This is a genomic window from Rhodobacter sp. JA431, assembly GCF_900217725.1.
Taxonomy (GTDB): Bacteria; Pseudomonadota; Alphaproteobacteria; order Rhodobacterales; family Rhodobacteraceae; genus Rhodobacter; species Rhodobacter aestuarii.
In genome coordinates, this window is the sequence record NZ_OBMP01000005.1 from 178,902 (window position 1) to 197,096 (window position 18,195).

19 protein-coding genes and 1 tRNA gene are annotated in these 18,195 nt (G+C 61.3%); 16 read left to right on the forward strand and 4 right to left on the reverse strand.

Features of this window, described 5'->3' with window-relative positions:
* Window positions 1-55: 55 nt before the first annotated feature.
* The 14 genes from recJ to hydA all read left to right on the forward strand — a co-directional run bounded on the left by recJ (window position 56) and on the right by hydA (window position 13,424).
* Window positions 56-1,798, forward strand: a complete 1,743-nt coding sequence (gene recJ, locus CRO18_RS11980) for a single-stranded-DNA-specific exonuclease RecJ (RefSeq protein WP_097082285.1) — start codon at window positions 56-58, stop codon at window positions 1,796-1,798.
* A gap of 156 nt (window positions 1,799-1,954) precedes the next feature.
* Window positions 1,955-2,029, forward strand: a tRNA-Glu gene (locus tag CRO18_RS11985).
* A gap of 341 nt (window positions 2,030-2,370) precedes the next feature.
* Window positions 2,371-3,573 (forward strand): CaiB/BaiF CoA-transferase family protein, encoded by a 1,203-nt coding sequence (locus tag CRO18_RS11990; RefSeq protein ID WP_097082286.1) that lies wholly within the window; start codon window positions 2,371-2,373, stop codon window positions 3,571-3,573.
* Between the two features lie 33 nt (window positions 3,574-3,606).
* On the forward strand, window positions 3,607-4,767 hold the full coding sequence (locus CRO18_RS11995) for an acyl-CoA dehydrogenase family protein (RefSeq protein ID WP_097082287.1): 1,161 nt from the start codon (window positions 3,607-3,609) through the stop codon (window positions 4,765-4,767).
* A gap of 14 nt (window positions 4,768-4,781) precedes the next feature.
* The gene (locus CRO18_RS12000) at window positions 4,782-5,177 is read left to right on the forward strand and encodes a hotdog domain-containing protein (RefSeq protein WP_097082288.1); all 396 of its coding nucleotides are present in this window, start codon (window positions 4,782-4,784) and stop codon (window positions 5,175-5,177) included.
* On the forward strand, window positions 5,170-5,604 hold the full coding sequence (locus tag CRO18_RS12005; RefSeq protein ID WP_076483775.1) for a MaoC/PaaZ C-terminal domain-containing protein: 435 nt from the start codon (window positions 5,170-5,172) through the stop codon (window positions 5,602-5,604). Before CRO18_RS12000 ends, CRO18_RS12005 begins: the two co-directional genes overlap by 8 nt.
* Window positions 5,601-6,530, forward strand: a complete 930-nt coding sequence (locus CRO18_RS12010) for a dihydrodipicolinate synthase family protein (RefSeq protein ID WP_097082289.1) — start codon at window positions 5,601-5,603, stop codon at window positions 6,528-6,530. The genes CRO18_RS12005 and CRO18_RS12010 overlap by 4 nt, the downstream gene beginning before the upstream one ends.
* Window positions 6,530-7,453 (forward strand): dihydrodipicolinate synthase family protein, encoded by a 924-nt coding sequence (locus CRO18_RS12015; protein WP_097082290.1) that lies wholly within the window; start codon window positions 6,530-6,532, stop codon window positions 7,451-7,453. Before CRO18_RS12010 ends, CRO18_RS12015 begins: the two co-directional genes overlap by 1 nt.
* Window positions 7,450-7,731 carry a DUF4286 family protein gene (locus CRO18_RS12020; RefSeq protein ID WP_097082291.1) on the forward strand — a complete coding sequence of 94 codons (282 nt, stop codon included), beginning with the start codon at window positions 7,450-7,452 and terminating at the stop codon, window positions 7,729-7,731. The genes CRO18_RS12015 and CRO18_RS12020 overlap by 4 nt, the downstream gene beginning before the upstream one ends.
* A 34-nt stretch (window positions 7,732-7,765) precedes the next feature.
* Window positions 7,766-8,695, forward strand: a complete 930-nt coding sequence (locus CRO18_RS12025; RefSeq protein WP_249276057.1) for a LysR substrate-binding domain-containing protein — start codon at window positions 7,766-7,768, stop codon at window positions 8,693-8,695.
* Window positions 8,696-9,051: 356 nt separating this feature from the next.
* Complete coding sequence (locus CRO18_RS12030) at window positions 9,052-9,630, forward strand: TRAP transporter small permease (RefSeq protein WP_249276058.1); 579 nt, start codon at window positions 9,052-9,054, stop codon at window positions 9,628-9,630.
* On the forward strand, window positions 9,627-10,904 hold the full coding sequence (locus CRO18_RS12035) for a TRAP transporter large permease (RefSeq protein ID WP_097082293.1): 1,278 nt from the start codon (window positions 9,627-9,629) through the stop codon (window positions 10,902-10,904). The genes CRO18_RS12030 and CRO18_RS12035 overlap by 4 nt, the downstream gene beginning before the upstream one ends.
* A gap of 55 nt (window positions 10,905-10,959) precedes the next feature.
* Window positions 10,960-11,931, forward strand: coding sequence for a TRAP transporter substrate-binding protein (locus CRO18_RS12040; protein WP_076483781.1), 972 nt, complete (start codon window positions 10,960-10,962; stop codon window positions 11,929-11,931).
* 83 nt (window positions 11,932-12,014) lie between these two features.
* Window positions 12,015-13,424 carry a dihydropyrimidinase gene (hydA, locus tag CRO18_RS12045; RefSeq protein ID WP_097082294.1) on the forward strand — a complete coding sequence of 470 codons (1,410 nt, stop codon included), beginning with the start codon at window positions 12,015-12,017 and terminating at the stop codon, window positions 13,422-13,424.
* Here hydA and CRO18_RS12050 read toward each other — a convergent pair whose 3' ends face one another.
* The 4 genes from CRO18_RS12050 to CRO18_RS12065 are packed head-to-tail and all read right to left on the reverse strand — an operon-like array spanning window position 13,425 to window position 16,122.
* Complete coding sequence (locus CRO18_RS12050) at window positions 13,425-14,096, reverse strand: GntR family transcriptional regulator (RefSeq protein WP_076483783.1); 672 nt, start codon at window positions 14,094-14,096, stop codon at window positions 13,425-13,427. It abuts the gene before it with no gap.
* 14 nt (window positions 14,097-14,110) lie between these two features.
* Window positions 14,111-14,551 carry a MaoC family dehydratase gene (locus tag CRO18_RS12055; protein ID WP_097082295.1) on the reverse strand — a complete coding sequence of 147 codons (441 nt, stop codon included), beginning with the start codon at window positions 14,549-14,551 and terminating at the stop codon, window positions 14,111-14,113.
* On the reverse strand, window positions 14,548-15,711 hold the full coding sequence (locus CRO18_RS12060; RefSeq protein ID WP_249276059.1) for an acyl-CoA dehydrogenase family protein: 1,164 nt from the start codon (window positions 15,709-15,711) through the stop codon (window positions 14,548-14,550). Before CRO18_RS12060 ends, CRO18_RS12055 begins: the two co-directional genes overlap by 4 nt.
* Before the next feature lie 45 nt (window positions 15,712-15,756).
* Window positions 15,757-16,122 (reverse strand): tautomerase family protein, encoded by a 366-nt coding sequence (locus CRO18_RS12065; protein WP_097082296.1) that lies wholly within the window; start codon window positions 16,120-16,122, stop codon window positions 15,757-15,759.
* A gap of 105 nt (window positions 16,123-16,227) precedes the next feature.
* Here CRO18_RS12065 and CRO18_RS12070 point away from each other — a divergent pair, with 105 nt between their 5' ends.
* Window positions 16,228-17,121: a dihydrodipicolinate synthase family protein gene (locus tag CRO18_RS12070; protein WP_249276060.1), complete on the forward strand. Its 894-nt coding sequence runs from the start codon at window positions 16,228-16,230 to the stop codon at window positions 17,119-17,121.
* Window positions 17,122-17,180: 59 nt separating this feature from the next.
* Complete coding sequence (locus CRO18_RS12075; protein ID WP_076483787.1) at window positions 17,181-18,158, forward strand: TRAP transporter substrate-binding protein; 978 nt, start codon at window positions 17,181-17,183, stop codon at window positions 18,156-18,158.
* The last annotated feature ends 37 nt before the right edge of the window (window positions 18,159-18,195 follow it).

Here is an 18,195-nt window from a genome sequence, read left to right on the forward strand (position 1 = left end):
TATCTCGCTGCGCCCGCCACTGGCGGGCGTTTGCGATTTTCGCTATGCGAAAGCCATGAATGCGTTCCTGAATGTCGAGATGTCGTTGACCGGGCGGCGCTGGGTCGGCCCCACGATTGAGGCGGACCGGCTGGCCGAGGCGATGGCGCAAACCACCCGCCTGCCCTTGCCGCTCGCTCGTGTGCTGGTGGCGCGGGGTGTCGCGCCAGACGAGGCCGCAGGCTTCCTTGAACCGACATTGCGTGACCTGCTGCCCGATCCGCATAACCTCAAAGACATGGAGACCGCCGCTGCGCGGTTCCTGCGCGCAATCAAAGCGCGCGAGAAAATCGCAGTCTTTGCCGATTACGACGTGGATGGCGGCGCCTCTGCCGCGCTCCTGCTTACATGGCTGCGCCAGTTCAACGCCTCTGCCACGCTTTATATTCCCGACCGGATCGACGAGGGCTATGGCCCGAACGTCCCCGCAATGCAGGAACTCGGGCGCAATCATGGGCTGATCGTCTGCGTGGATTGCGGCACGCTCAGCCACGAGCCTGTGGCGGCCGCCAAACCCGCCGATGTGGTAATTTTGGACCACCACTTGGGCGGCGAGACATTGCCCCCCGCCGTGGCCTGCGTGAACCCCAACCGCCAAGATGAAAGCGGCGATCTGGGGCATCTTTGCGCGGCTTCGGTCGTGTTCTTGATGCTCGTGGAAGCAAATCGCCAATTGCGGGCAGAGGGTATCAAAGGCCCTGACCTGATGGCGCTTTTGGATCTTGTTGCGCTTGCCACCGTGGCCGATGTCGCCCCGCTTATCGGCGTGAACCGGGCGCTGGTGCGCCAAGGGCTCAAGGTGATGGCGCGGCGCGAACGCCCCGGGCTTGTGGCGCTGTCGGATGTGGCGCGCATCGACCGCCCACCCACTGCCTATCATCTGGGCTTCCTCTTGGGCCCGCGCGTGAACGCAGGCGGGCGCATCGGCGCCGCAGACCTTGGCGCACGGCTTCTGGCCACCGATCAACAGGCAGAGGCCGAAGCGCTGGCCGAACGGCTCGACCGGCTCAATTCTGAACGCCGCGATATTGAAAACCGCGTCCGCGAAGCCGCGCTCGCACAGGCGGAAAGCCGTGGCCTTGATGGCCCCTTGGTTTGGGCCGCAGGCGAGGGCTGGCATCCCGGCGTGGTGGGCATTGTCGCCGCACGCCTGAAGGAAGCCACGAACCGCCCGGCGGTGGTGATTGGGCTTGAAAACGGCATTGGCAAAGGCTCGGCCCGTTCCGTGGCGGGCGTCGACCTTGGGGCCGCTGTGCAGCGCGTTGCCGCCGAGGGACTTTTGCTCAAGGGCGGCGGCCACCGAATGGCGGCGGGCCTGACCGTTGAGGCGGAAAAGCTGGACCCCGCGATGGCGCGCTTGGCCGAACTTTTGGAACGGCAAGGTGCGGGCGCAGGGGGCCCAACCGATCTGCGGCTCGACGGGCTTTTGATGCCCGGAGCCGCCAGCAATGCGCTTGTGGAAGACCTCGACCGCGCTGGCCCGTTCGGGCAAGGCGCGCCCGCACCGCGCTTTGCCTTTGCCGATATGGCGATCTCTGGCGCGCGGCGGATCGGCGAAACGCATCTGCGGTTTTCCTTCGGGGACGGGCTTGGTGCCAAAATCGACGCCATCGCCTTTGGCGCCTTTGACGGAGCGCTTGGCGACATCCTCTCGGCAGGCGGCGCGGGGCGGTTTCACCTTGCCGGAAAGCTTGAAATCAACAGTTGGGGCGGGCGCAACAAGGTGCAACTGCGCCTTGACGATGCGGCCCGCGCCTAAGCCCCCGCACAACCCATTGCCGCAAAACATTTTTTCAGAAACTTGCGCGATCTGAAAGAAAGTTTGGAAAAACTGCAAAAACCCTCTTGCGAGTCACGCGCGGCTGGCCTAAACACCGCTCCACGCCGCGCGGCAACGCAACAAAGCGGCAACGGTGGCCCGTTCGTCTATCGGTTAGGACGTCAGGTTTTCAACCTGAAAAGAGGGGTTCGACTCCCCTACGGGCTGCCACTTTTCCAATAAATTCAAGCGATGCAAGCAAGAAGTCCGAAAAGACTTCCGCGTCACTTCCTCTTTTCACCGCTGCCCGGATTGTTTCAAGGGCGACCTGGGAGCGCTTGGCCATCTCACCAACCGAACCCGCGCAACACCAAGCGCCATTGGGCCCCCCACTCAAGCGCAGCGTCTATAAATTCAGTGACTCCTCGCACCGGCTGATGTGACCGCCTTCAAGACGTCACAACTATTTAAAAAACGAATTCATGGCGCCGACAATAGCATAGTAAGCTATATTCCAAAGAATCCCGCTCTGACCTAGGCTCACCTTCTCATTGACAAAGACGGGACGGCACATGGGCGCGCTTGACGGAATTCGGGTACTGAGCCTCAACCACTTCCTTTCGGGCCCTGCGGCCGCCCAGCATCTGGGCGACCTTGGCGCCGATGTGATTTCGGTGGAGCCGCTGACCGGCGCGTTCCAGCGCAATTGGGCCGTGGCGAACCATTTCGTCGATGACACCTCGGTCAATCACATCACCACCGGGCGCAACAAGCGCTCGATCGCGATTGACCTGAAATCGCCTGAGGGGATCGCCACGGTGAAGAAGCTGATCGCGGTTTCGGATGTGGTGATGGAAAATTTCCGTCCCGGCACGCTTGATAAGCTGGGCCTTTCGGAAGCCGAGATGCGCGCGGTCAACCCGACGATCATTTATGCCACGACCACCGGATACGGCGTCGATGGCCCCTATATGAAACGCCCCGGGCAAGACATCTTGCTGCAGGCGATGTCCGGCCTCGCCGCCCACACTGGCAGCATGGAAAGCGGCCCGGTCGCCATCGGCTCTGTGCCGATTGACCACCACGCAGCCGCGCTAACCGCTTTTGGCATTGTTTCGGCGCTCTTTGAACGGACCCGCACCGGGAAAGGCCGCCGCGTTGACGTGAACATGTTGCAAGCGGCGATGGATATGCAAGGCGAGTCGATCACCGCTTGGATGAACGGGGCCGATCGTGCGGGTCCGCGCGGCGCGAATGGCATGGCCAACTGGTTCAGCCCGGCCCCCTATGGCGTTTATGCCACGACCGATGGTCATGTGATGATTTCCATGTCCACGCCCGCCGATTTGGCGCGCGCGCTTGATCTGCCCGAATTCCTCGACTTCACCGCCAAAGACGGGTTCGACCGGCGTGGCGAGATTTCCTCTGGGGTGCGCGCCGGCATGGCGGCCCTCAGCACGGCCGAAGCCGTAGAAAAGCTAACCGCCGCCGGGGTCTGGCATGAGGTTGTGCAAGATTACGATGCGCTGCGCGAAAACCCGCAGGTCAAGCATCTGGGCGCCTTCCTGGATGTCACCTCGCCCAGCGGGACGAAGATGACGATGCTGGCAAGCCCCGTGCGCTACGACGGGGAAACGCTACCGGTGCGGCTGACGCCGCCCGCTCTTGGCGCGCAAAGCCGGGAGATTTTGGCAGATGCGGGCCTCGGGGAGGAGGAGATCGCGCGACTGATCGCCGAAGGCGTGGTCGCCCAAACCGACAAGATGCGCAACTGAGCGCATCCCCGAGACAACAGGAGCCGAACCCCAATGGATTTCACCGTTTCAGACGAAATGAGAATGGTCACCGAAGCGGTCGGACGCTTCGTGCGCGAGAAGGTCCAACCGCTTGAGCAGGCGACCGAAGAGGCGGCAAAGATCCCGCCGGAAAAGCTCGCCGCCGTGAAGGCCGAAGCGCAGGCGCTTGGCTTCTATGCGCTCAACATGTCCGAAGAGGTCGGCGGCGGCGGGCTGGGCGTTCTGGACATGTGCTTGGTCGAAGAGCAACTCGGCCAAACGTCGGACGCGCTGATCCGGCGCATCTTTGGCCAAGTCTACCCAATGCTAGAGTTGTTCGAGGGCGAGCTGCGCGAGAAATACCTCTTCCCGACCGTGCGGGGGGAGAAAATCTGCGCGATGGCGATCACCGAGCCGGGGGCCGGATCGGATGCGGCGGCGATCAAAACCAATGCGCGGCTGGATGGCGACGCATGGGTGCTCAATGGCACCAAACACTTCATTTCGGATGGCGATATTGCCGATTACGTCATCGTCATGGCGCTGACCGACCCCGAAAAAGGCGCGCGCGGCGGTATCTCTCTCTTGATCGTCGATAAAGATATGCCGGGCTTCAAGGTCCTGCGCAGCCAGCCGATGATGGGGCATCGCGGTTACGGGCATGCGGAGATGGTCTTCGACGATGTGCGCGTGCCCAAAGGCAATGTGCTTGGCACGGTCGGCGACGGCTTCCGGGTGATGATGGGCAATGTGAGCGGCATCCGGCTCGGCCATATCGGTGCGCGCGCCGTGGGCATGGCGAGCCGCGTGTTGGAATTGATGCGCGAGCACGCCGCCACGCGCAAGCAATTCGGCCAACCGATTGGCGATTTTCAGATGGTGCAGCAGATGATCGCTGACAGCGCGATGGAAATCTTTGCCACGCGGATGATGGTGCTCAACACCGCTTGGGAAGTCGATCGAGGGATGGACCCGCGCGACAAGGTCTCGATGGTCAAGGTGCAGGCCTCGGAGATGTTGGGCCGGGTGGCGGACCGCGGCATTCAGGTCTTTGGCGGCTATGGCTTCACCAAAGAACTGCCGCTGGAGCGGATCTACCGCGACGCCCGCGTGACGCGGATTTACGACGGCACCTCTGAGATTCACCGCATGCTGATCGCCCGTTCGGTGATCAAGCGCGGCCTGACCCTGTGAGCGGAGCGCTAGACATGACCCTTCCCACACAAGGCCAATCCATCACCTTCCGCAAAACGCTCAGCGTTGCCGAACAAGGCTTCTTCACCGGAATCTCTGGCAATCTTGGCGGTCTTTATGTCGATAGGACCAAGGCCAAGGCTCAAGGTCTGGCCGATATGGCGGTGTTTGAACTCGCCGCAGGTGCGCTTTTCACCACCGCGCTCGCGCGGCTAGCGGGGCCGGAATGGCGAATCGCCGAGATTTCCTTCCGCTTCTTGCGGCCGATGGTTCTGGCAGAAACGCTGGCCGCGACCGCAACCGTCACCGAGGTCGGTGAGAGCCTCGCCTTCACCCTCACCGGGACGGCTGGCGATGAAACCGTGATCGAGGGCGCGGCGCGCATGGCGCGCGTTTGTGCCGATGTATGATATTCGCCCCATCGACGCGCTGAATGTCGGCGACCGGGTCACTGTCTCCAAAACGGTGACCGAGGTTGATGGCGGCATGTATATCGCCGCAACGGGCGATTTTGGCCCGGTGCATGTAGACGAGGAATATGCCGCCGACACCCGCTTTGGCGAGCGGCTCGCGCCCGGAATTTTGGTCGCGGGCATCTGCACCTCGGTGCTGACCGCCGAACTGGTTGGCACGCTTGGTGTCTCGATCCGTGACAGTTTTTGGTTCACCGGGGCGGTGCGCTACGGCGACACGATTACCTTCGAAATTTGGATCTCCGCCAAAGACGAAGAAAACCGCACCGTGGACTGGCAAGCCTCGGCGAAAAACGAAGACGGCGTTGAAGTGCTCAAAGCCGATGCGACGCTGAAATTCCCGCGAAAGAAAGTGACATCATGACCCTGACCGGCAAAGACCTGCGCGGCATTACCGTTGCCACTGTGCTTCCCTTTGATGAGGCGGGCGCGATCGACTGGGACGGCTATGCCGCCGTGCTTGACCATTGCGCCAAGCCCGAAACCACCGATTGCGTCTTCGTCAATGGCCATGCGGGCGAAGCCACCGCGCTTACCGATGACGAAAAGATCGAGGTGATCAAACGCACCCGTGCGCAAATCGCGCCGAGCCAGCCGCTTCTGTCTGGTGTTGTTGCCACGGGTATTCCCGATGCGCTGCGCCAAGCCGAGATGGTGCGCGAAGCGGGCGCCGATGTGGCGGTGATCTTCCCGGTCGAGGCGCTTGGCGGCGGCAATGCCAATACGGCTGCGGCGGTGAAGCTTTTTGAAAAGCTCGCCCGCGAATTGCAAATGCCGCTGTCGCATTTCCAATTCCCGATCGCGTCTGGCTTCGGCCTTTCGACCGAGGTCTTGGCCGAAATCGCGAAAATCCCCGAGGTTGTCGCGATCAAGGAAGGCTCGGCAACGCTGCTCGCCTATGATGAAAACCGCCGCGCGGTGAAAGCCGCCTCTCCCGAGACCGCGATCCTGCCCTCGAACTTTCATTGGTTCTTTTCGCAAGTGGCGCTTGGCGGCGACGGCATCCTGTCGGGGCTGGCAAGCCTTGTGCCCGGGCTTTTGGCCGATCTTTGGCAAGCCTCGGAAGAGATGGACCTTGCCAAGATGCGCGCCGCGAATGACCGGCTCTACCCGGTAGTCCGGGCGATCTATGGCCCCGCGCCAGTGGTCGACATGCACACCCGCATGAAAGACGGGCTGCAGATGATGGGCGTGATCAAAAATGCCACGCCGCGCCTTCCGCTTCTGCCGCAATCCGAAACGGTCCGCGAAGGCGTCCGCAAAGCGCTGATCGCTGCGGAGGTTCTCTGATGCCCCTTGCTGCGCGCGGTGGGCTTTACGCGGCGACTATCTGCCCAATGACCGAGACTGGCGCGCTTGATCGCGCCAGCCTTGAGCGGCACTTTGAGACCGTTCTGGCCGACCCCGGTCAAGCGGGGCTCTTGCTCAACGGCCATGCGGGCGAGGGCATCCACATGACGCGCGACGAGCAGGCCGAGGTGGTCCGCATCGCCCGCACTGTGGCTGGCCCGCGCCGTATTCTGGCCGCCGTCAGTTCCGAAACCACCGCCACGGCCGCCGCCGATGCGCAAGCCGCGCTGAGGGCGGGGGCGGATGCGATCATGGTCTTTGCGCCCTTTTCTTGGGCGCTTGGCGCCGATCCGCGCGCGATTGTGGCCCATCATGCCGGGATCGCCGAAGCCACGGGGGCGGAGATTTATCTTTTCCAAGGCTCGGTTGGCTCCGGCAAGCTTGCCTATACGCCCGATGTTTTGCGCCAATTGCTTGAAATCGAAGCGGTTGTTGGCATCAAAGAGGGCAGCTGGGAAACCAAATCCTACGAGGTGACCCGGCGCATTGCGCGCGAAATGCGCCCCGATGTGGCGGTGATGGCCTCGGGTGACGAGCATCTTTTCCCCTGTTTCATGATCGGCAGCGATGGCTCGGCGGTCAGCCTCTCGGCGCTTGTGCCCAAACAGATCACCGCGCTGGATGCCCATGTCCGAGCCGGGCGGATTGAGGCGGCCCGTGCCATTCACGAAAACCTCTTTGGCCTTGCGCGTTTGGTTTACGCGGCGCCGGGGCACCTTGCCGCCGCGCGTCTTAAGGCCTGCCTTGCGGAACTTGGCCGCATTGAATCCCCAGCCTGTCGCGCGCCCACACCGCGCATTTTGCCCGCAGAACTCGACGCCTTGATGGCCGCGTTGCGCCCCTGCTTGGAGGCCCCAGAATGAGCCAGACACATATCGTCTTCGTCGACATCGACCCCGAACACGAGGCCGCCTTCGACGCATGGTACGAAGAGCAACATCTGCCCGATATCCTTGCCTGCCCGGGCTGGCTGGATGCGCGGCGCGAGAAATGCCTTGAAGGTGGTCCGCGCCATGTGGCGATCTACACGATCACCGGTCCAGAGGCCTATGAAACGCCCGAATTCAATGCTATCAAAGGCTTTGGGCCGTTCACTGACAAGGTGCGCAATTTCCGGCGAATTCGTCTGACACGCAGCTGATACGGTCGTTGCAAATGGGGACGACAAAGGCGACATGCTGAATCTCAGGCAGCTCGAAATCCTTCGAGCCGTGGTGCAATATCGGACCACCGTGGGGGCAGCGGAAACGCTGGGCATGTCGCAACCGACGATTTCCAACACCATCCGTCATGTCGAAACCCTTCTTGGCTTCGCGCTTTTTGAACGGGTGAGCAACCGGCTCACCCCGACCGAAGAGGCGCTTATCCTGCTTGAGGAATCCGAGCCGCTTTTCTTGCTCCGCGACGCGGTGAACCAGCGCGCGGCAGACCTGCGGATGGGCAAAATCGGCCGTTTGCGCGTGGCCACAACCGCAGAACTCAGCGAAGCGGTGCTGCCAAGCCTGATTGCCGATTACGGGCGCGAATTTCCGCGCGTGCAAATCTCGGTCGAGACACGCCCGCTAGACAGTGTGCTTCAGGTGGTTGAAAACGGCGTCGCCGACGTTGCCTTCATGATCTCCGCCTATGAACGGCAAGGATTGCAATTCGAAACCGTCGATGAATTGCGCACCGTTTGTCTTTGCGATGCCCAAGACCCGCTGGCGAAGCTGGACGTGGTCACGCCGCGTGACCTTGTTGATCGCCCCTTGGTTGGGCCGCAGGTTGCCAACCGGGTCGGGCTGACACTGGCTGACAGTTTTCAAGCCGCTGGTTACGACTACCGACCCAACATCGAAACCCGTTTCATGAACACCGCTGCGCGGATCGTAAGCGAGGGATGGGGGGTCGCGCTGGTCGATGAACTATCGGCCTTCACGGCGATGCGCCCCGGCCTCGTCGTGCGCCCCTATGCACCAGAGTTGCGCTTTGACCTGCTGGCCGCGACGCCGAAGTCGCGCCCCCCGTCACGCCAGACCCAGCGCTTCATCAATGCTTTTGGCAAGCGCGTGGTGGAGCGCATTGCCGAAGTCAGGCTGGCCAGCCAACGCTCCGGCACCGTCTGAGCAGCGCGTAAAGCGGCGCCTTTCCTAAAATTCCCAGAAGCGATTCTTACCAACACACCGTCGAAAGGCGGGTTTGGGGTCGATTTTCCCAAATGTGGGCGTTAACATTCTGACCTGATTTTGGTCGCTGATCCAAAATATGCCTGCTTCTTGTTCGCCATGCGAACGGTGCCCCCTCAAAGGCAAGCGGACACTCTGGGAATATTCGCGAAAACGGCGCATCGAATACTTCCTATAAAGAAATTTATAGCTCCTCGCCTTCCTACACGCGCCTTTGCCGATAACCTTTCCCAAAAGCACCGTTGCGGGCGCCGCTCAGGCAGATCGCACGAAAAAGGAAGAATGGAGAGACCGCGATGAGTAGGCAGACCACCGATGAAACCGGAGCGAAGGGCTCTGGCATGCCTCGTTGGCTAATTGCCCCGGCGGCCTTTTTGAAAATCGCTCTGGTCGTATTGCGCCGGGTGGTCGATGTCATCGCGCTTCTGCTCATCGCCTATATGGCCTGTGCGATCCTCGCGCAGATCATCGGGCGTTACTTCTTCAACTATTCCATCGCTTGGAGCGAGGAAACCGCGACCTTCGCACAGGTCTGGCTCACGCTCCTTGGCGCGGGCATCGCCATGCGTTTCAACCAGCATGTCGCGGTCGATTTTTTGCTCCTCCGGGCATCTCGGCCGATCCAACGGCTTTGCAATGGTGCGGGCTTCCTGCTCGGGATCTGGTTCCTCGGCGTCGTGGTTACGGGCTCGCTGTCGCTGCTCGCCATTGGCTTCATCGTCAAATCCCCGGCGCTGCAAATCCCGATGGCGGTGCCTTACATGGCCTTGCCTGTGGGCTTTAGCTACTTCCTTCTGGAATTCGCCGTGGCGACCCTGCCCCGCGTATTGCACCCTGGCCGAGTGCGCGCAGAGATCGCGGAGGCCGAAGCATGATCTGGGCGGCTGGCGGATTTCTCATTCTTCTTGTCTCGGGCACGCCGATCGTTCTGGCCCTTGGCATCGCGGCCCTCTTGGCGATTGAACTCACCACGAATGCCCCGATCTCTATCGTGGCACAGCGTATCTACGGCGGGATCAGTTCCTTCACGCTGATGGCGATCCCCTTCTTCGTGGCCGCGGGCCTCTTGATGGAAGCGGGAGGCATTGCGCGGCGCTTCGTCAATCTTGCCTCTGCGCTGGTCGGCTGGATCACCGGCAGCCTCTATCTCGTCTCTATTGTCACGGGCACCGGGCTGGCCGCCATTTCGGGCTCTGGCTCTGCCGATACGGCCGCCATTAGCGCGGTGATGACCCCCGAGATGCGCAAACGCCGCTACGACATTGACCTTGCCGCCTCTGTCATTGCCGCTTCTGGCGCGCTCGCCGCAATCATCCCGCCGTCGATCATCATGATCATCATCGCGATCACCGCGAACCAGTCGATCGGTGCCATGTTCCTCGGTGGGATCGGGCCGGGCCTCTTGGTCATGGTGGGCCTGATGCTCGGTTGCTGGCTCTTTGCGCGGCGTGGCGGCGATGCTTACCGCGAGCATGAAGCCTTCACCCTGCGCCGCCTCTGGGTCAGCTTTGTCGATGCTGCGCCGGGCCTTCTTGTTCCCGTTGTCATCGTTGGCGGTATCGTCGGCGGTATCTTCACGGCAACCGAAGCCGCTTGCGTGGCGCTTTTCACGACGCTGGTCATCACCATCTTCGTTTATAAAGAACTCCGCCTGAAAGACCTTCCGCGTATTTTCCTGCGCGCCATCTCGCTTTCTGCGACGGTGCTGATCATCGTCTCGACCGCCTCGGTCTTTACATGGATCATCGCCACCCAAGGCTTCCCGGCGATGCTGCGTGACTGGCTCACCGGCGTCACAGACAGCGCGGTCGTCTTTCTGCTCTTGGTGAACGTTTTGCTGCTGGTCGTCGGCATGTTCATGGAAAGCATCTCGGCGGTGCTGATCTTGCTGCCGATCCTGCTGCCCATCGCGCAAAGCTACGGGATCAACCCGGTCCAGTTCGGCATCATCACCGCGCTCAACCTGTCCATCGGCCTCGTGACGCCGCCCTACGGGATTTGCCTCTACGTCTCTGCCACAGTCGCCGGGCGGCGGATCGAGCAGGTCTCGCGCCGAGTATGGCTGCCCCTGCTGTGCATGTTGGTGGTGCTGATGCTTGTCACCTTCGTGCCGGCGATTTCGCTCTGGCTTCCTTCGGTGCTTCTCTAAAGAGCCGCACCTCCCCCTTTCTCCCCTCCCTCAACCACAAGAAAGAGAAACTCACGTGTCCAACAGACTTCTTACCACCCTTGCGACCCTCGCAGCTTTTGCCACCGCTACCGGCCCGGCACTCGCCGCCGACTACACCTTCAAAGTTGCCCATACCAATGCGGCAAACGAGGTTCAGGACATGGGCCTGCAGAAGATGAAGGAGTTGCTCGAAGCCAAAACCGATGGCGCGGCTACGCTTGAAATCTATGCCGGCGGCCAACTCGGGGACGAACAGCAAACGGTGGAAGGCGTGATGCTCGGTTCGCTCGACATGGGCATGACCTCGAACGCGATGCTGTCGAACTATGTCGAAGATTACAAAGTCTTCGATCTGCCGTTTCTCTTCCCGTCGATCCCGGCCCTTGGCGAGAAAGTTGATGCCAATTGGGACATGATGGAAGCTTCTGCCAACAAGTCTGGCTTCCAACTGATCGGCATCTTTTCCTCGGGCATCCGCCACCTGATGACCTCGAAACCGATCAACGGCATGGAAGATCTGGCGGGCATGAAGATCCGCACCATGCAAAACCCGATCCATGTCGAGGCCTTCCGCGCCTATGGCGCCAACCCGACCCCGATGTCCTATTCGGAGCTTTACGGCGCGCTGCAAGCGGGCGTGGTCGATGGGGCCGAGGGTGCCTCGACCGGCTATGACGGGATGAAGTTCTACGAAGTCGCCCCCGATTTCGCGCTGGTTGGCTGGCTCAACATGACCGCGCCGATCACGATGAAAAAAGACACGTTCGACGCCCTGCCCGCAGAGATCCAGACCGCGCTGATGGAAGCCGGTGCCGAAGCCGCCACCTGGCAGCGCCAATATGTTGTCGATATGGAGCAGCCGCTTCTCGACAGCTTTGCGGCGCATGGCGTGACGATCACCACGCCCGACACCGCGCCCTTCATCGAAGCCTCGCAGCCGCTCTATGAAAGCCAACTGACCACCGATGGTCAAAAGGCGCTCTTTGACGCGCTGACCGCGAAATAACCCACTCACGGTTATACCCGCAGGCCCGCGGCGCCCATTTTGGTGGCGCGGGCCATCTTCCCCCTCTCGGAGACCCGTCGGTCATGCTTGATACCGCCATTCGCAATGCCACCATCGTCACCGCCGCCGACCGGACAAAGGCCGAGATCGGCATCAAGGATGGGCGCATCATCGCCATTGCCGAGGATGTCGGCCCTGCCCGCGATGATATCGACGCCACGGGCCTTTTGGCGCTTCCGGGTGGGATTGACGCCCATGTCCATCTTGAGCAGCCGCAAGGTGGCGGCGTGGTCATGGCCGATGGCTTTGAAAGCGGGACGCGCTCGGCTGCGGCGGGGGGCAATACGACCGTTTTGCCCTTTGCGCTGCAACAGCGCGGCCAGTCTTTGCGCGAAGCCGTGGAAGCCTATCATGCTGCCGCCAAAGGCAAATGCTACGTCGACACCTCTTTTCACCTGATCATCACCGACCCGACGCCGCAGGTTCTCGGCCAAGAATTACCGGCCTTGGTCAAGGCGGGCTACACCTCGTTCAAGGTCTTCATGACCTATGACGATATGGTGCTGAACGACGCGCAACTGATCGAGGTCTTCGATCTGGCGCGGCGCGAGAAGGCCATGGTGATGGTCCATGCCGAGGGCTATGACGCGATCCGCTACATGGCACGCCGCTTAGAAGAGGCAGGCAAGACCGCGCCCTATTACCATGCCGAAAGCCGCCCGCAGAGCGTGGAGCGTGAGGCGACGCATCGCGCGATCAGCCACGCCGAATTGACCAATGTGCCGATCACCATCGTCCATGTCTCGGGCCGCGAGCCGATGGAGCAAATCCAATGGGCCAAGAAACATGGCCTGAACATCTTCGCCGAAACCTGCCCGCAATATATCGCACTGACAGCCGAAGATCTGAAAGGGCTCGATATGGATTTTGAGGGGGCGAAATATGTCTGCTCCCCACCGCCGCGCGACCTCGATAGTCAAAAGGCGATTTGGGAAGGGCTGCGCGACGGCACCTTCGATATTTTCTCTTCGGACCATTGCCCGTTCCGCTTCGACGATCCGAAGGGCAAGAATGTGAAGGGCGCGCGCAGTTCCTTCCGCTGGGTGCCAAATGGCATCCCCGGTATTGAGACCCGGCTGCCAATCCTGTTTTCGGAAGGGGTTTCGAAAGGGCGGATTTCGCTGGAACGCTTTGTGGCGCTGACCGCGACCAACCCGGCCAAGCTGTTCGGCCTTTATCCGCGCAAGGGCTCCATCGCGGTCGGGGCGGATGCCGATATCACGCTTTGGGACCCGAGCCGTGAGGTTGTGATCTCGCAAGCGCTGATGCACCACGATTGCGATTACACCCCCTACGAAGGGTTTGAGGTGACGGGCTGGCCCGTGCGCACGATCTTGCGCGGGCAGACGATCTTTTGCGAAGGGGACGTCATTGGTGCCCCCGGCACTGGCGCCTATCTGGAGCGTGGCACCAGCCAAGCGTTCGGGGGCTAATCAGCCCTCGGGCGCGATGCGTTGGACAAGGTCTTCCATCATCGCCGCGTTCTGCATCCGCAAGATCGCCTCGGCGGCAGTCATATCCTGCCGCCACAAAGCTTGGATCAGCAGTTGCATCTCTTCGGCCATAACGCTGCGGCGCCCCGGCCCGTAACCGTAGCTGCGGCGAAAAGCGAAGATCGTGTCCCAGCCGCGCTGAAAGACCCGGAGCGCCTCACGGTTGCCACCATATTCCACCAGCAGCGCACTGAAACGCCGGTTCGCATCCAAGGCGGCAAGGTCCTCCCCGGCGGCAAGCTTCTCGGCATATTCTGTCGCCAAAGCCTCCAAAGCGCGCAGCCGCTCCAACGTCATTGTGGTTATGCAGCGGCGCAGCGCAAAGATGCGCAACTCGGTATTCAGATCAAAAAGATCGGTGATATAGGCGCGGTCGAGTTGGCGGACCGTCGCGCCGCGATGCGGCTCGATCTCCACCAACCCTTCGCCCTCAAGCTTCCGAAGCGCCTCGCGCAGCGGCATGGTTGAAAGCCCCAGCCGTTTGGCCAGTTCTGCCGTTTTCAAACGCTCCCCCGGCGCGAGCCGCCCGGAGAGGATATCTTCGCGAATTTGGCGTGTGGCCTGTTCGGTAGAATTGAGAGCGGTCTCGAAAGAGAGGTCATCATTTGTCATGCGCGGCGCTTCCCTTAGCCCTTTTGCCGGATCAAGGAGATATGCTCGGCGTCGATCACCACCTCATCGCCGCGCATCAGCCGCACCGCCTCGGTGATCACCCCCGCCGGGCGCGAGGCGCTCGCGCGTTTGGCGGTAAACTCCATTTCCACCCGGACGGTATCACCCGCCAAGATCGGCTTTACAAAGCGCACATTGTTCCACCCCAGCGAGGCGATCGAGGTTTCCTCGTAGAGCTTCAACTCGGTCTTCAACCCTTCCATCAGCGACAGACCGTAAAGCCCATGCGCGATGATACCGCCGAACCCCGCCGCTTTGGCATAGGCTTCATCGGTGTGCAGCGGGTGGTGGTCGCGCGTGAGCCGACAGAAATCCGCAATATCGGCAGAGGTGATCTCATGCGAGTCGGTCACATAATGCGCACCAACCTCTACGTCTTCGAAAAACAGGTTCATCCGTAGGCCTTTTGCACTTGGCGCGCGATGATCATGCGCTGAATTTGGTTGGTGCCCTCATAGATCTGGCTCAGCCGTACGTCACGGAAAAGCCGCTCAAGGCGATATTCGCGCGAGTAGCCGTTGCCGCCATGAATTTGCAGCGCATTGGAAATATGCACCTGCGCCATATCGGTGGTGAAGAGCTTGGCATGCGCCGCCTCCATCGCGATCGGCTGGCCGATGTCATAGAGCTTCGCCGCATGGTGGATCAGCAGCCGGGCGGCGGCAATATCCTTCGACATATCGGCGATCATGAATTGCACCGCTTGATGCTCAAAGATCGCTTTGCCGAACTGCTTACGTTCCTGCGCGTAGGCAAGCGCATCTTCCATCGCAGCTTGCGCCATGCCGAGCGCCATAGAAGACATCATCAGCCGCGAGAAGTTGAAATTCTCCATCGCCATTTTGAAGGCCCCGTGTTCCGGCCCAAGGCGGTTGGTCACCGGAACGCGCACCTCGTCAAAGGTGACCATGCATTCGGCCAAGCCGTGCATCCCCATCAAATCTTCGGACTTCCCGCGGATCACACCGGGGCGGTTGGTTTCGACCATGATGCACGAAATCCCGCGATGGCCTGCCTCCGGATCGGTCTTGGCAAAGACCAAGATCACATCGGCCACCTGGCCAAAGGTGACCCAAGCCTTGGTGCCTTTGATGACATAGTCGTCGCCGTCGCGGCGCGCGGTGGTTTTCATCGCCGCAACATCCGAGCCGTAATCGGGCTCGGTGACGGCGGTGGCGGGAATCACGCTGCCATCCAAAATGCCGGGAATCAGCGCGTGATGCACCGCGCTGCCGTGGTGGTGAAGAAAGAGCGCCGCCTCGACCGGAATCGCGAAGGCATTGCCGACCGAACCGGAGCCCCGGGCAATCTCTTCCATGACGATGCAGGCGGCGACGGCATCAAGCCCCACACCACCCGCTTCTTCCGCAAGCGCGACCCCGAAAAGCCCCTGTTCCGCAAGCGCTTCGTAGATCGCGCGGGGAAAAACGTCGTCTCGGTCGATGGCCGCCGCCGCCGGGGCGACCACGTCATCAGAGAGCCGCCGCGCGGTTTCGCGCACCATGCGCTGCTCCTCGGTGAAGAAGTGATCCAATGTGATCTCCATTTGGCTCATGTTGGTGTTATCTGATCAACTTCTACACACGGCTTCGCAAACGGGTCAAGCCGAGGCAGTCCCGCCGTGGAACGCGTCGGACGGGTCGCGGTCGATGAAGTAGACAATCACGTCCTTCGGGGCGGCCCCATAGGCCGCAACAAGCGCCTCGGTAAGGGCGGTTGCGGCTTTTTGCTTCAATGCCTGTGGTCTCGGAAAGGCGTGCACTTTTACGAATACGCGGAATTTTTCAGCATTTTTGCCATGTTTTCCAGCATGACCATAGGAATAGTCAGGTAGGCAAAAATAATAGCAGGTCACGATTTCGGGCTTGATCTCGTAAGCGCCGCAGAGCGCTTCGGTCATGCTGCGGGTCGCAACCTCCCGTTTTTCTTCGTCTGATACGCAGTCGATGATTTCGATGAAGGGCATATGCTGGGTCCTTTCGCTTTGGGCAGGGCTTTGCCTGCTGGCGCCGTTCGAGTTGACTCATAATCTGATCTCAAAAATTCTCAATACAACGAACTTGGATCAGAGATGAGCGCAACAGCCATGACCTTCCGCGGCAGCTACACAGTCTGCATCACCCCCTTTGACGCCGAAGGCGGCGTCGACCTTCCTACCCTGCGCGACTATGTCGATTGGCAGATTGACGAGGGCGTCCACGGGCTCATTCCGCTGGGCTCCACAGGCGAATTCCTCTCGCTGAGCCGCGAAGAACGCGCCGCCGTGGCCGAGACGGTGATCACCCAAGCCGCGGGCCGGGTTCCGGTGTTGATCGGCACCGCCGCAGAATGGACCGACGAGGCGATCGCCATCAGCCGGGAAGCCGAAGCGCTTGGCGCCGATGGCGTGATGCTGGTGCCGCCCTATTATTCCTCGCCGACCGATGCGGAACTCATCGTGCACTTTACCCGCGTGGCCGAGGCGCTTTCGATCCCGGTGATGCTCTACAACAACCCCTTCACCGCCAATGTCGACCTTTCGGCAGCGCTGGTGGGCCGGTTGTCGGAGGTCGATAACATCTCCTACATCAAGGACACCTCAAAGAACGTCCATCGCGTCACCGAGCTGCTGGAGGCCTGCCAAGGCCGGATGACCGTCTTTGCCGGTTACTACCCGTGGGAAAGCTATCTGGCGGGGGCCGAGGGCTATAGCTCGGTGATGTCCAATATCATGCCGAAGCTTTCGGCCCAGACCTTTGATCGCACGGTGGACGGCTCAAACGAGGGCCGCGCGCTCTATATAAAGAGCCTGCCGCTTATCAACGCCTTGGCCGGTGATCTTTATGTCTCAGCGACGAAAGCCGCGATGGCGATGATCGGCCGCCCCGTTGGTGCGCCGCGCCCGCCGCGCCTGCCGCTGCCAGCGGCCAAGGCGGCTGAACTCCAAACCATTCTCAAGGATCTCGGGCTGCCAGTGGAAGCCTGAAACCGGCCCGCGCCGGGCCATCTCTCTCCTCCCCACAACAGAGCCAACAGGAACGCTAAATGAAATTCACCAAATTTGCCCTCCCCCTCGCCCTTGGCGCGGCCCTCTTTGCGCCGCAGGCCTATGCGCAAGAGATCACGCTCAAAGCCAGCCACAACGCCAATGCCGAGGAGCCCTATGGCGTTGGTATGCGCAAGATGGCCGAGATCCTCGAAGAGCAAACCGGCGGCAAAGCCACCATCGAGGTCTATGACAACGCCACGCTTGGCGACGAAATGGAGAGCATCCAAGGCACCCAGATGGGCACCGTGGATATCGCGGTCACGGCAAACTCGACGCTGGCGAACTTCGTGCCGGATCTGTCGGTCTTCTCGCTGCCCTTCCTCTTCGACGGGGCCGAGCAGATGGACCGCGCGCTGAGCGACCCGGCGGTTCTGGCCGAGATCGAAACCGCGCTGGATGCGAAAGGCTTCCACCTGCTCGCGGTCTTCTCGGCGGGCACGCGCCACATCATGACGAAAAAGCCGATCAACGGGCTGGAAGATATGGCGGGGCTGAAAATCCGCACCATGCAAACCCCGGCGCATGTCGATACGTTCAACGCCTTCGGCGCCAATGCGACCCCGATCGCCTATGCTGAGCTGTACGGCGCGCTGGAAACCGGCGTGGTGGATGGCGCAGAAGCCGCCAACACCAACTTCTACGCCAAAAAGTTCTATGAAGTCGCCCCCGACTGGGCGGTGCTTGGCTGGCTGGAACTGGTGGCTCCGGTGGTAATGGGCAAAGCCGCCTATGAAGCGCTCCCCGATGACGTGAAAGTCGCGCTCGACCAAGCCGGGCTGGAAGCAGGCAAAGCCGAACGTGCCGCCTATCTGGCCTCCGACAATGCGCGTTTTGCCGATCTTGAGGCGGTTGGCGTGACGATCACCCATCCGGATGCCGCTCCCTTCCGCGAGGCCGCCGCCGCCGTGCAGCAAAAATACCTCGAAACGGATACCCAAAAGGCGATTTTCGACCTGCTGAAAGCGGTCGAGTAATCTCTCACCCTATCCGATCTGCCCGGCCACGCCCCCC

Bases quoted from the DNA above. Each gene is read 5' to 3' on its own strand.
- CRO18_RS12000 (WP_097082288.1), top strand. From the start codon at position 4,782: ATGACCCTTCCCACACAAGGCCAATCCATCACCTTCCGCAAAACGCTC.
- CRO18_RS12035 (WP_097082293.1), top strand. From the start codon at position 9,627: ATGATCTGGGCGGCTGGCGGATTTCTCATTCTTCTTGTCTCGGGCACG.
- CRO18_RS12070 (WP_249276060.1), top strand. From the start codon at position 16,228: ATGAGCGCAACAGCCATGACCTTCCGCGGCAGCTACACAGTCTGCATC.
- CRO18_RS12010 (WP_097082289.1), top strand. From the start codon at position 5,601: ATGACCCTGACCGGCAAAGACCTGCGCGGCATTACCGTTGCCACTGTG.
- CRO18_RS11995 (WP_097082287.1), top strand. From the start codon at position 3,607: ATGGATTTCACCGTTTCAGACGAAATGAGAATGGTCACCGAAGCGGTC.
- CRO18_RS12015 (WP_097082290.1), top strand. From the start codon at position 6,530: ATGCCCCTTGCTGCGCGCGGTGGGCTTTACGCGGCGACTATCTGCCCA.
- CRO18_RS12030 (WP_249276058.1), top strand. From the start codon at position 9,052: ATGAGTAGGCAGACCACCGATGAAACCGGAGCGAAGGGCTCTGGCATG.
- CRO18_RS12055 (WP_097082295.1), bottom strand. From the start codon at position 14,551: ATGAACCTGTTTTTCGAAGACGTAGAGGTTGGTGCGCATTATGTGACC.
- CRO18_RS12005 (WP_076483775.1), top strand. From the start codon at position 5,170: ATGTATGATATTCGCCCCATCGACGCGCTGAATGTCGGCGACCGGGTC.
- CRO18_RS12050 (WP_076483783.1), bottom strand. From the start codon at position 14,096: ATGACAAATGATGACCTCTCTTTCGAGACCGCTCTCAATTCTACCGAA.
- CRO18_RS11990 (WP_097082286.1), top strand. From the start codon at position 2,371: ATGGGCGCGCTTGACGGAATTCGGGTACTGAGCCTCAACCACTTCCTT.
- CRO18_RS12060 (WP_249276059.1), bottom strand. From the start codon at position 15,711: ATGAGCCAAATGGAGATCACATTGGATCACTTCTTCACCGAGGAGCAG.
- hydA (WP_097082294.1), top strand. From the start codon at position 12,015: ATGCTTGATACCGCCATTCGCAATGCCACCATCGTCACCGCCGCCGAC.
- CRO18_RS12020 (WP_097082291.1), top strand. From the start codon at position 7,450: ATGAGCCAGACACATATCGTCTTCGTCGACATCGACCCCGAACACGAG.
- recJ (WP_097082285.1), top strand. From the start codon at position 56: ATGAATGCGTTCCTGAATGTCGAGATGTCGTTGACCGGGCGGCGCTGG.
- CRO18_RS12065 (WP_097082296.1), bottom strand. From the start codon at position 16,122: ATGCCCTTCATCGAAATCATCGACTGCGTATCAGACGAAGAAAAACGG.
- CRO18_RS12075 (WP_076483787.1), top strand. From the start codon at position 17,181: ATGAAATTCACCAAATTTGCCCTCCCCCTCGCCCTTGGCGCGGCCCTC.
- CRO18_RS12025 (WP_249276057.1), top strand. From the start codon at position 7,766: ATGCTGAATCTCAGGCAGCTCGAAATCCTTCGAGCCGTGGTGCAATAT.